This is a genomic window from Pontibacter anaerobius (genome assembly GCF_026241195.1).
GTDB lineage: Bacteria > Bacteroidota > Bacteroidia > Cytophagales > Hymenobacteraceae > Pontibacter > Pontibacter anaerobius.
This window is the reverse complement of record NZ_JAPFQO010000005.1, coordinates 144,972-156,410: the sequence shown is the minus strand read 5'-3', so window position 1 is coordinate 156,410 and position 11,439 is coordinate 144,972. Positions and strand designations below refer to the sequence as shown.

Annotated in this window: 11 protein-coding genes; 4 read left to right on the top strand and 7 right to left on the bottom strand. The window is 51.4% G+C overall.

The features are described from left to right. Positions 1-52: 52 nt before the first annotated feature. The 4 genes from OO017_RS08880 to OO017_RS08865 all read left to right on the top strand — a co-directional run bounded on the left by OO017_RS08880 (position 53) and on the right by OO017_RS08865 (position 5,375). Complete coding sequence (locus tag OO017_RS08880) at positions 53-1,384, top strand: vanadium-dependent haloperoxidase (RefSeq protein ID WP_266052124.1); 1,332 nt, start codon at positions 53-55, stop codon at positions 1,382-1,384. Positions 1,385-1,632: 248 nt separating this feature from the next. Then, entirely contained in the window at positions 1,633-2,247 is a 615-nt protein-coding gene (locus OO017_RS08875) for a deoxynucleoside kinase (protein ID WP_266052123.1), read from the top strand. Positions 2,248-3,149: 902 nt separating this feature from the next. Further along, positions 3,150-4,811, top strand: a complete 1,662-nt coding sequence (locus OO017_RS08870; protein ID WP_266052122.1) for a DUF8614 domain-containing protein — start codon at positions 3,150-3,152, stop codon at positions 4,809-4,811. Between the two features lie 351 nt (positions 4,812-5,162). Beyond that, entirely contained in the window at positions 5,163-5,375 is a 213-nt protein-coding gene (locus OO017_RS08865; protein ID WP_266052121.1) for a hypothetical protein, read from the top strand. Between the two features lie 77 nt (positions 5,376-5,452). Here OO017_RS08865 and OO017_RS08860 read toward each other — a convergent pair whose 3' ends face one another. From OO017_RS08860 to OO017_RS08830, 7 genes are all read right to left on the bottom strand, one after another. Further along, a complete protein-coding gene (locus tag OO017_RS08860) occupies positions 5,453-6,598 on the bottom strand; it encodes an NAD(P)/FAD-dependent oxidoreductase (protein WP_266052120.1) in 1,146 nt (381 codons plus the stop codon). A gap of 3 nt (positions 6,599-6,601) precedes the next feature. Beyond that, positions 6,602-6,853 carry a hypothetical protein gene (locus OO017_RS08855; RefSeq protein WP_266052119.1) on the bottom strand — a complete coding sequence of 84 codons (252 nt, stop codon included), beginning with the start codon at positions 6,851-6,853 and terminating at the stop codon, positions 6,602-6,604. Beyond that, the gene (locus tag OO017_RS08850) at positions 6,805-7,503 is read right to left on the bottom strand and encodes an alpha/beta hydrolase (RefSeq protein ID WP_266052118.1); all 699 of its coding nucleotides are present in this window, start codon (positions 7,501-7,503) and stop codon (positions 6,805-6,807) included. Before OO017_RS08850 ends, OO017_RS08855 begins: the two co-directional genes overlap by 49 nt. Positions 7,504-7,587: 84 nt before the next feature. Then, the gene (locus OO017_RS08845; RefSeq protein ID WP_266052117.1) at positions 7,588-8,535 is read right to left on the bottom strand and encodes an alpha/beta fold hydrolase; all 948 of its coding nucleotides are present in this window, start codon (positions 8,533-8,535) and stop codon (positions 7,588-7,590) included. 225 nt (positions 8,536-8,760) lie between these two features. Then, positions 8,761-9,162, bottom strand: a complete 402-nt coding sequence (locus OO017_RS08840) for an SPW repeat domain-containing protein (protein ID WP_266052116.1) — start codon at positions 9,160-9,162, stop codon at positions 8,761-8,763. A gap of 3 nt (positions 9,163-9,165) precedes the next feature. Then, complete coding sequence (locus OO017_RS08835; RefSeq protein WP_266052115.1) at positions 9,166-9,726, bottom strand: vitamin K epoxide reductase family protein; 561 nt, start codon at positions 9,724-9,726, stop codon at positions 9,166-9,168. A 156-nt stretch (positions 9,727-9,882) separates the two neighbouring features. Next, positions 9,883-11,355 carry an APC family permease gene (locus OO017_RS08830; protein WP_266052114.1) on the bottom strand — a complete coding sequence of 491 codons (1,473 nt, stop codon included), beginning with the start codon at positions 11,353-11,355 and terminating at the stop codon, positions 9,883-9,885. Positions 11,356-11,439: the final 84 nt, after the last annotated feature.

The following is an 11,439-nucleotide window of genomic DNA, read 5'->3' as shown; positions in this document are numbered from 1 at the left end:
GCTTTAAACAGCTGTTTTACTTTAATTTAATTTACACAAAGCATCCAAAGGCATGAGACAGCATTACGTATTTGTCGGCATATTTTTTCTTTTGTTGGGAGTAGGGGCAGGCTGCCAGAATAAGGCAGTAGACTACAAGCAAGCGGCTGCTGACCCTGAGTTTTTGCACCAGTCCGTAAAGAAGCTTACCGATGTCATCACCCACGATATTTTTTCCCCGCCGGTAGCCAGCAGGGTATACGCTTATCCCCAGATTGCCGCTTATGAGGTGCTGGTGCATGATTACCCTGCGTACCAATCTTTGGAGGGGCAGCTGAACGGCTTTAAAGGCATCCCGAAACCTGTCCCTGATTCTGCCTACTGCTTTCCGCTGGCCAGCTTAAATGCCTACCTTACTGTAAGCCGAAGCCTCACGTTCTCTTCTGATATGTTTGATGATTATGAAGCGCAGCTTTATGACAAATACAGAAACATGGGAGTGCCTGACGATGTGTTTGACCGCTCTATCAGGTATGGCCAACTGGCTGCTAAAAGTATACTTGCCTATGCCTCCGAGGACGGGTATAAGCAAACCAGAGGGTACAGGCATACGGTATCGCAGGCTCCCGGGCATTGGGTGCCAACTCCCCCTGCTTATATGGATGCTGTGGAGCCTTTCTGGCACAAGATACGCCCCTTTGTGATTGATTCCTGCAGCCAGTTTGCGCCCGTAAGGCCAGCTGTTTTCAGTACGGACAAGGACAGCGACTTCTATAAGGAGATGATGACTGTTTATGAGACGACAGTAAAGCTTACGGAGGAGCAAAAGCAAATTGCAAGCTTCTGGGACTGTAATCCCTTTGTGATGCACACTACCGGCCACGTAATGTACGCGACCAAGAAGATCACCCCTGGGGGGCATTGGCTGGGCATAACGGGCATTGCCACGCGCAAAGCCAAGGCCGACATGATGGAAACCCTGGAGGCATACACAAGAGTATCTGTTTCGCTGGCAGATGGCTTTATCAGTTGTTGGGACGAGAAGTATAGAAGTGACCAAATTCGCCCGGAAACGGTTATCAACACGCTGGTAGATGATAAATGGGTGCCGCTGCTGCAAACTCCCCCGTTCCCGGAGTACCCCAGTGGGCATAGCGTAATATCGAATGCCGCGGCGGTGGTGTTAACAGACCTGTATGGCCCTTCCTTTCAGTATGAAGACTCCACAGAGGTAGCTTATGGGCTGCCGGTACGGTCATTCAACTCTTTTGAGGAAGCTGCGGAGGAAGCCGCCATCAGTCGCCTGTACGGTGGCATTCACTTTATGCCAGCCATTATAAATGGAGCGGAAGAGGGCAGGCAGGTAGGCAAGTATGTTGTGACGAATCTAAAAACTAAGAAGTAAACTTAAGAAGTAAACTGGAGTGGCAGCGCAACACTTCTATGCTCAAGACTTCTGCTACCCAGGCAACGTGTTATATTAACCTGAACGTGGGGCTTTCCTTTATTTCTCATCCAGGCCTTTAACTTAACCCAAGGGTGATAAATATAGTTTTTTGCTTATGTTGATAACCTCGTGGGGAACTTGTAGATAACACTGCGTTAAAATCTGTTACTTTTGTAACCCTTAGATATTAAAAGTAACAGATTACCATGCATATCGCGATAGTTGGCAATATTGGCGCCGGCAAAACCACGCTGGCAACAAAGCTGGCCCAACACTTTAACTGGGATTTATACCTGGAGGCTGTGGATAATAATCCATACCTGAAAGATTTTTATGAGGACATGGAGCGCTGGGCTTTCCATCTGCAGGTTTTTTTCCTGAACAGCCGCTTTAACCAGGTACAGCAGATACAAGCTACGAACAAAAGTGTGATACAGGACCGCACCATTTACGAGGACGCCCACATTTTTGCTAAAAACCTGCACCAGTCAGGGCTTATGAGCGCACGCGATTATGAGAACTATCATGCCCTGTTCCAATCCATGATCAGCATGGTAAAAGCCCCGGACCTGATGATTTACCTGAAAGCGGACCTTCCGAAGCTGATCGGGCAGATCGAGAAGCGTAACCGCGACTATGAGAGCAGCATCAGCATCAATTACCTACGCAACCTGAACGATCATTACAATACCTGGATGAGCAACTACGACCTGGGCAAGCTGCTGGTGATAGACGTGAACAACATGGATTTCGTGGCCAACCCGGAAGACCTGGGCACCATCATCGAGAAGATCCAAGGCAAGCTATTCGGCCTGTTTTAACTGTTGAATTTATACTTACTTATACTTCTGAAGAGGGGAGCGGCCGCGGTTGCTTCCCTTTTTGTTTTTAGGGATTAAAAAGACCCTGCTGCACCGGGGCCAACCACCCCTGCCCCTCCTTGACTAAGGCGGGGAGCCTGTAGTTACTGATGTTAAAGTATAAATTGCATAGCAAGGGTTTTTATTAGCAAAAGTGTTAACCCACCCCTAACCCCTCTGAGGAGGGGAATCATACCTCTCCCCAGCCCTCTCCTTTTCTCGAGGGCCCCTACCCCCAAAACAGGAGAGGGAGTCCGGTTCATGTTGCATCAGCTTAGGCTATCGAACTGATCCCAGTCTTTCCGTGGGGGTAGGGGCCCTCGTATAAAGAGCGCCTTTGGAGTTTTTCCGGTGCCGAGCGAGAGCGAAGGCAGCCCGAGGCACGAGGGCAGGAAAAGCTCCCAGCGCGATGCGGGAAGACGAGGCCTCCCGGCCTTGAGGGTGCCAAAGCCAGAGGTGAAACGATAGGTATGTAAGACTGAGGATCAGCAGTGGCTAGTAAGGATAGCTTGTGTCAAGCCAATGAAAGCAGCGGCTATGAAAGTACAAGTACGCGGACTAGGAAATCCGCGGCAGAGAGGTTCCGGACAGGGATATCCGGAACAGCGGGAGAGGCAGGTGTAAGAGAATAGCCAAAGTTTAAGGTATGGCTATTCAAGCGAGTTGCGTTACAAATTCACCATCATAAAAGGATACAAGTATAAATACTTGCGCCAGAGGGGGGACAGCCTGCTTCAGTTAGAAGGAAGCAGCGGTTATAAAGTATAAACTCTATTCCCCCTGAACCCACTCTAACCCCCTTTTTTTGCCATAACCGCAAAAACTGCTATCTTCATCATCAGAACTAATCTTAAACTAAACCCATGAAACCACGCCATATACTTTTTGCCTCGGCTATGGCTGCGGCTACCTTTGGCTGTAGCAGTAGTACTACGGAAGGTACGGAAGCCGCCACGGAAGCCGTTGCCACAGACGAACTGCAACAAAAGCTAGATACCTACACTTCGGTACGCCTGACAGCTGACCTGAGCCACCTGAGCGAGAACGAGAGAAAAATGATCCCGCTCCTGATTGAGGCTTCTGATATTATGAACAAGCTGTTTTGGTACGAAGCCTACGGCAAAAGCGACTCCCTGCTGGCAACCCTGGACAGCGAGTCTGCTAAAAAGTATACCCGGATCAACTACGGTCCCTGGGATCGTTTGAACAACAACGAGCCGTTTATACCTGGTGTAGGACCAAAGCCTGAAGGGGCTAACTTCTACCCAACCGATATAACCAAGGAGGAGTTTGAGCAGGCCGAACTAAAGGATAAAGCCAGCCAGTATACGTTCCTGCGCCGCGATGAAAATGGTAAGCTAATTACGGTGCCTTACCATGTGCAGTTTAAGGAGGAGGTGCAGCGTGTGGCCGAGCTGCTGAAGCAAGCCGCTGGCCTGGCCGAAGACGCTGGACTTAAAAAGTACCTGACCCTGCGCGCCGAGGCCATGCTGACCGACAACTACCAGCCATCGGACCTGGCATGGATGGACATGAAGGACAACAAGCTGGACATTGTGATCGGGCCTATCGAGACGTATGAGGACAAACTGTTTGGCTACAAGGCTGCCCATGAGGCCTACGTACTGGTAAAGGATTTGGAGTGGAGCGATCGCCTGTCGAAGTATGCAGCCTTCCTGCCTGAGCTGCAGCGCGGCCTGCCGGTACCGGCCAAGTATAAAACCGAGACCCCGGGCACCGACTCTGACCTGAACGCCTACGACGTGGTATACTATGCCGGCGATAGCAACGCAGGGAGCAAGACCATTGCCATAAACCTGCCGAACGACGAGGAGGTGCAGCTGAAGAAAGGTACACGCCGCCTTCAACTCAAGAATGCCATGCAGGCCAAATTCGATAAGATTATGGAGCCGATTGCTGATGAGCTGATCGTGGAGGACCAGCAGCAGTTTGTTACGTTCGATGCCTTCTTTGCCAATACCATGTTCCATGAGGTGGCGCACGGCCTGGGCATCAAAAATACCATCAATAACAAAGGCACAGTACGTGAGGCGCTGAAGGAGCATGCTTCTGCTTTGGAAGAGGGCAAGGCCGACATTCTTGGCTTGTACATGATCACGCAGCTGCACGAGAAGGGCGAAGTAGAGGGTGATCTGAAGGAGTACTATACTACCTTCCTGGCGGGTATATTCCGTTCAGTGCGTTTTGGTGCGGCCAGTGCACATGGTAAAGCCAACATGGTGCGCTTCAACTTCTTTAAGGATAACGGTGCTTTTGAGCGCGATGAGGAAACCGGAAAGTACCGCGTAAACTATGAGAAGATGCGTGAGGCCATGAACAAACTTTCTGAGAAGATCCTGACGCTGCAGGGCAATGGCGACTATGCCGGCGTGGGTTCACTTCTGAATGAGCAGGGCCAGATCAGCGCACAGCTGCAGGCAGACCTGGACCGCCTGTCTGAAGCTAACATACCAGTAGATATTGTATTTGAACAAGGTACAGAAGTGCTGGGGCTGAAGCAGTAAAAGCAATTTAAACCTGAGGACACAAACAACAAGCCCGGCCATTTTGGCCGGGCTTGTTGTTTAAGTGGTTAGAGTATGATATATGTACTTTAAAAATATTTATTATAACAAGTTCAGTAGCAGCTCAATAAGGCTGCCGAAAAGATTCCGGTGCAACAGGATTTAAGCAACTTATAAGGGAGTAGCCTCTAAAATTTAAGTAGATATACCGCATTACTTAGTTAAAAGCCTGCAACTAGGGCGAAAGCAGAGCTTCCGGGGAAAAAGTTAAAAACTTTAAGTATAGGTTAAGAGTATGTTATGGTTGTTTAATCAGTTACAAACCAAATACTTAAATCAGTAAAAGTAATTATGAGAAGTTTCTATGACTTTAACAGAAGCAGCCCACAGGAGCGCCAGGAGCAGTATAAAATTTACCCGGAAATGGCGCTATTTCATATAGCACTTCGCGAAGAACTAGGGGAGGAGGAGTATAATGCCTTCTATAGGGCTGAGCAGGAAGCGCAAAAGCGTTTTGTACACCCGATGTCTCACCAAACTAACGCCAAATGGGTTACAGCTTAAGGCACACCAGACACAGCATGTAAAAAGGCAAACTGTTCAGCACACGGTTTGCCTTTTCTTATTTTGCAGAGTACCTTTTACACCTGCCCCAGCACCAGTTCAGCACCCTCTTCCCCAACCAGCGAGCCTATAGCAACTCCCATTCCGCCTAGCCTTACGGCACAGCTAACCCTATCTGTAATCCGATGCACCAGGGTGGTTTTAGTATTGCCACTCCCCAGGCCCATAATGCCGCTCCAGCGGTGCTCTACCTCAAAAGGTGTGTCCGGAAGTATAACCTCGCGTAGCAGGTCCTCCAGTTTATGCTGTATCAGCTCCGTCAGCCCCAGTTCGGTGGTGGTTTCCTGCTCAAAAGCCAGGTTGCGGCCGCCACCAAAAAGTACTCGGCTACCAATGTTGCGGAAGTAGTAATAGCCTTTGTCGTAGTGGAAGGTGCCTTTAAACTTAAGGTTCTCAATGGGTTTGGTGATGAGCACCTGCGCACGGGCAGGCTGTACCTGCAGCGTGGGCAGTAGTGTCTGGGCGAAGCCGTTGGTGGCGACCAATACGTTCCTTGCTTTTATGTAGAGGCCCTGTGCTGTAACCGCAACAACATCCTGCGTGTTCTCCTGCAGTGCCTGTACCTCCAGCCCGTTCAGCACCAGCACACCCATCGCCTGTACTTTCTGCGTGAGCGCCAGGATCATTTTACCTGTGTCGATCTGCCCTTCGGCGGTACTCAGGAGCAGGTGTTGTACGCCTTGAAACCCAAATGGGCTTATTTTATCGTCTGCGGACTGGAAAACCTGGGGTTCACCAATTACACTGTGGAGCTGCTTGTTCAGGTAAGGCAGCTGCTCCAGGCAAGCCTCGTACAGCTCCTGCTGTTGTGGCTCAAACAGCTCATAGCCGCCCCATCGGTGGTAGTCTATGGTGGCGTCGCCGAGGTTCTGGCGCAGGCGCTGCAGGCCTTTCCAGCGGCGCTCCACCAGCCCGAAAACCTCCTCCTCTGAATGATGCTGCAGGTCGTCAAGAAGTTCAGAGGGGCTGCCGAAGCAGGCGAACCCGGCATTTTTGGAACTGGCACCCGTTGGCAGCAGGCCGCGCTCGGCTACCAGCACCTTCAGTTTCGGCTGCTGCTTTTTCAGGTGCAGGGCCGCGTTCAGGCCTACAATACCACTGCCGATGATCAGTACATCGATGTTGTTAAAGTATGTTTCCTGTTCCCAAAAACTCAGTTGCATAGGCTAATCGTCTGTACGGAAGTATGGATGGTCGTAACTACGGGCGCTGGCCTCGTCTATCACCTCATAGTGCGTCAGCATTATCTCGCGCTCGCCGTTGTTCAGGGCCTTTACAAAAACACCCTCAGGGGTTTCGTAGATGGCGTAGTTGTGCTGCCCGAAGGGGTAGAGGTTGTTGCTGCGGAGGATCTGGGCCTGTGTAAGCTCTACCTGCTCTCCGTTGGTGGTGGTAACGATGTATCTGCTTTTATCCATGTCTCTTCTAAAATCTTGCTCAAGATAGCACTTATTTCGTCGGCTTGGTGCAGCACCATCAAGTGCCCGCCGTTCTTCACTTTTATGATATCGGGGCGGTCGTGTAGGGGGAGGATACGGTCTTGGGTGCCGTGGATCTGCACCAGCCCCGGCAGCACTTCCTCCTGCGGCCACACCAGCAGCTGCCCCAGCGACCAGCGCAGCACTTTCTCGTTAATGTGTAGGATGGCTCCTTTCAACAATCCTTTCTCCTGCGGGGTATGAGCCCCAAAAAAGAGCGGCGCCAGCGGGTAAACGCTTTGCATCAGTTTCAGCGGCATCCAGCGGTGCAGGTGTGTTTTACCTATTTTACGGTAGATAAAAGGCAATGCATGGTGCGTGGCCAAACTGGAGATCAGGATGGTTTTGCGCGGCTTCAGGATCTTACTCAGCTCAATGGCCACCAACCCTCCATACGACATCCCCACCAGAATCGGGTCAGGTTCGGAGATCTGGTCTAAAAGGCGATGGACATACTCGTGCAGGGGCTCATCAATGTGCCGGGGCTCTACCCACTCCACGTTCTGCTGCGAAATGTAGTCAGGCAGCTTCAGGTACTGAAACATGCGCCAATCGGCTCCCAACCCACTTATAAAGTATGCTTTGCTCATGGTATAATTGTACGATGAGAAAGATAGATGTTTTTGGGGAGAAGGGGTAGCGCAGTAAGTATAAACTATGATTTATACTTGTTCTTACTCTAAACGGGCCAGTTCATAGCCCAGGAACTGCAGGGCATCCTGCACCGTCTCCTGAGGCAGCTCCTCCATGGGGATGTGCCCGGCACCGGGGTAGGTTATTAGCTGAGCGCCTTTTATACTTTGCTGAAACCTGCGGGCATTAGTGGCTGGAACCCAGGCATCTGCCTCGCCCCAAAGTATGAGCGTGGGCGCCTGCACCTGTGCCAGCTTGTGCAGGTTATTGGTGTCCTGTGTGTTCATGCGGGCGATAAAGGCCTCGCGGTTGCCCTCGCGCAGCAGCATGTCATGGCTAAGACTGATGGCCTGGTCTGTCAGTTTGCTGTCGTCTCCGTACACTTCGCGCAGGCTGTTCTCCACTATAAATCTAGGTGTGATATACTTCAGGGAGAGCTTGAGCAGGGGTGTTTGGGCCATCAGAAACGGCATGGAGATACTTTTGTCGTTGGCATTGGTAACCCCCGTCGGCGATACCAGGATCAGTTTCTGCACCCGCTCCGGGTGTGTGGCGGCAAAATCATAGGCGATCTGCCCGCCCAGCGAGCTGCCGGCAATATGGGCTTTCTCTATCTGCAGGCTATCCAGGAAGTGCAGCAGCAAATCGGAGTAGTAATCGATAGAGTAGGTGTCGGTAGCATTTCGGCCCGTCAGGCCAAAGCCGGGCAGGTCGAGGCGCAGCACCCGGTGGTTCTTGCTTAACTCGGTAGCCCAGCCATCCCAGGTGTTCAGCGAAGCAGCGGTGCCGTGCAGCAGGACAATCGGGGTGCCTTGGCCCTCGTCGCGGTAGTGCAGGTTAGCGCCGGCTATACTTTTATACTTTGAGGCTGGGTGGCTATACTTTGCCCTCAGCTCCTCTGCAGGTATATCGGCACGAATCATAAGCGCAGTAGCCGCCACAAGCATCAGGCCTGCGGCAACCACCATCCGTCTTGTTCTGGTTTTCATAGTTCTATGGTTTTGGATAATTCGAAGTATAAAGTATGAATTTATACTTTAAAAGTATAGGTCAGGTGCAAGTTTTAATGAAATTTATTTTAGATGGATGATGGAGAGGGGGAAAAAGTTTGAGGTAAAGGGGCCTAATTTTTTTCTTAAAAGAGATGCAAAAGCTGTACGGAAGTACGCTAAAATAAAAAAGCATCAGAACTACTCCTGATGCTTTTTCATTTTCTAACCCTCCAAATCCGTTCTGGGTTGTTTTCTCGCTTCCCGTGCGTGCAGCGTGTCTGATTTCCAGATGGCTGACCAGCCGCCGCCGTATGTCTCTTCTACCTTGCCTTTTACAAAACTCAGGCCTGTTATCAGGGCGCCCGCTACCATGGAGTTGGTTGTAGCCAGCCCATTATCATAGCCCAGCACCCAGGGGGCCAGCAGTAACCAGAGCCCCGGCAGCACATTGTAGAGGCGCACCACGCGCGTCGCCTCCCACCACGAGATAATGGCAAAGCTGGCCACAATCGGCCCTACGATATGTTCATTGTCCGTGATGATTTTTACATCGCTATAGCCAAGTATGGCAGCGGAGGCCATAAGCCAGATGCCAAGTACGGCGTTTATGATTTGTGCCCACATAGCTTACAGAACTTTACCTTGTACTTCTTTATATCCCCAAAAGGCCTTCCACATAGACACGTTGGCATCTTTTACGCGCTTCATGTACTGCAGGCTAGCCAGCATTTCATCCATAGCTGGGCCGATCATCACCACCGAAATAAGCGCTGTGCTGAGGCAGAGGGTGCACCAGGAGTCGTACAGCACCGGTTGCAGAACCACAAGCAGCACACTTACAAAGCCAAGCGGGCCAACTGCCAAACCAAAGGCGATCACTATCCAGGGCATGGTGCGCCATCTGCGTACCCCCCCGATCACGCCGGCCAGGGCATCCACCAGGTAACCAAGGGCACCCAGGGCAGCATCCGGAATAGGAAGTATCTGCGAGGTTTTGGAGGTCAGGATCTTACGGCTTCCGTCGCCAAAGAAAGGTTCCCAAACGGTATCGATCACTTTAAACTGAAACAGGGCCATGTAGGCGGCAATAGCGAAACCCACCATGGCCGCAATTACGATGGGTAGGCGCTGGCCCCAGGAGGCCGGGTTGTAGCTCCAGCCGGGTGGAATAGCTTCTTTTTTGCTCATAGATGTCTCATTTGCGTGCAATACCTTGTGTACTACGTGAGCAGCAGGTGAGCGTTTTAGAATATACTTTTACAGCTAAGTAGAGGCAAAAAAGATCAAAAAAAAGCGCCCGCAACGGTTGCCGCGGGCGCTCCAGTTTTTCAAGCAACAGGCTATCTATTCCTTAGCTCGCCTGAACCTATTGCCAAAAAGGTAGAATACCGGGATACCCAACGCCACGATGATCAGGCCGGGCCAGGTGAACTTCGGTTTGTCTATAAGCAGGATGATGCAAATTGCTGAGGAAAGCAGCACGTACAGGGCTGGCAGTACCGGATAGCCAAAGGCTTTGTATGGGCGCGGCAGGTTGGGGCGCTTTTTGCGCAGCACGAAAATGCCGACTATGGTCAGGATATAGAACAGCATCACAGCGAAAACCACGTAGTCCAGCAGGTCGTTGAAGGTGCCGGAGAGGCAAAGGAGACAGGCCCAGATGCACTGTAGCCAAAGGGCCGCGGCCGGCACCCCGTTTTTGTTCAGGCGCCCCATCCTCCCAAAAAACAAGCCATCTCTGGCGATGGCATAGTATACCCGCGCCCCCGAAAGTATAGCCCCGTTGTTACAGCTGAAGGTGGATACCATAATAAGTATGGCAATAGCCACAGTGGCCTGGTAACCTCCGATCACGTCTGCTACAGCGGCGGCCACACGGTCGTTGCTGGCATAGGTAATGCCCTGGCCTACAACGGTGGCGGCATCCGGAGAACCGTGCATTGGCAGCACCAGCAGGTAAACCATGTTCATCAGCAGGTAGATCACCATTACAATGGCGGAGCCTATGACCATGCTCAGCACAATGGTGCGTTTGGGGTTCACGATCTCATCGCCCGAGAAACCAATGTTGTTCCAGGAGTCGGCGGAGAAGAGAGCGCCCACCATGGCAATACCCAGCGCCGATACCAGGGCCATAGCTGTGGGCACGGCTGCGGCCGATCCGCTGGCGCCCCAGAAATCAGAGAAATTGGCTTCAACAGCCGTGTCGTTTACGCCGAAAAGTAACCCGAAAAGTATAAGTCCGAACAGCGCGATAAGTTTGGTGCTGCCAAAGATGTTCTGGATCAGTTTGCCGCTTTTTACGCCTTTGGAGTTAACATAGGTAAGGAAGATAATTGAGATGATGGCCAGCAACTGCACTGAGGTAAACTCCAGCCCGGCCAGCCGCAGCAGTACATTCTCCTCGCTGAACCATGGGATGAGCACGCCGGTAAAACGCGCAAAAGCCACGCCCACGGCGGCAATCACGCCCGTCTGTATCACCAGGAAGAGTGTCCAGCCATAGAGGAAGGCCACCATTTTATTGTATGCCTCTTTCAGGTACACATACTGCCCGCCTACATTCGGAAACATAGACGACAATTCGCCATAACTGACGGCACCCACCATGGTCAGGAAGCCGGAAATGAGCCACACCAGCAGCATATAGCCGGGGCTGACAACTGCGCGGGAGATGTCGGCGGTAACGATGAAGATGCCGGAGCCAATCATGCCGCCTGTCACGATCATGATGGCATCAAATAAGGTGATTTCGCGCTTAAAGGTGCTGCCGCTGCGCTCTTTCTCCTCTTTAATAAGCTCGGTAATGTTCTGCATAAGTATAATTCAGCGACAAAGGTAAGCCTTTTTCAGCCTTTGTTGTTCAACTGAAATACCTATCAGCTTGAAAATACAGGGGTT

Excerpts from the sequence above, each read along its gene's own strand:
- OO017_RS08835 (WP_266052115.1), bottom strand. The coding sequence starts at position 9,726 with ATGAGCAAAAAAGAAGCTATTCCACCCGGCTGGAGCTACAACCCGGCC.
- OO017_RS08870 (WP_266052122.1), top strand. The coding sequence starts at position 3,150 with ATGAAACCACGCCATATACTTTTTGCCTCGGCTATGGCTGCGGCTACC.
- OO017_RS08855 (WP_266052119.1), bottom strand. The coding sequence starts at position 6,853 with ATGGATAAAAGCAGATACATCGTTACCACCACCAACGGAGAGCAGGTA.
- OO017_RS08880 (WP_266052124.1), top strand. The coding sequence starts at position 53 with ATGAGACAGCATTACGTATTTGTCGGCATATTTTTTCTTTTGTTGGGA.
- OO017_RS08845 (WP_266052117.1), bottom strand. The coding sequence starts at position 8,535 with ATGAAAACCAGAACAAGACGGATGGTGGTTGCCGCAGGCCTGATGCTT.
- OO017_RS08850 (WP_266052118.1), bottom strand. The coding sequence starts at position 7,503 with ATGAGCAAAGCATACTTTATAAGTGGGTTGGGAGCCGATTGGCGCATG.
- OO017_RS08840 (WP_266052116.1), bottom strand. The coding sequence starts at position 9,162 with ATGTGGGCACAAATCATAAACGCCGTACTTGGCATCTGGCTTATGGCC.
- OO017_RS08875 (WP_266052123.1), top strand. The coding sequence starts at position 1,633 with ATGCATATCGCGATAGTTGGCAATATTGGCGCCGGCAAAACCACGCTG.
- OO017_RS08860 (WP_266052120.1), bottom strand. The coding sequence starts at position 6,598 with ATGCAACTGAGTTTTTGGGAACAGGAAACATACTTTAACAACATCGAT.
- OO017_RS08865 (WP_266052121.1), top strand. The coding sequence starts at position 5,163 with ATGAGAAGTTTCTATGACTTTAACAGAAGCAGCCCACAGGAGCGCCAG.
- OO017_RS08830 (WP_266052114.1), bottom strand. The coding sequence starts at position 11,355 with ATGCAGAACATTACCGAGCTTATTAAAGAGGAGAAAGAGCGCAGCGGC.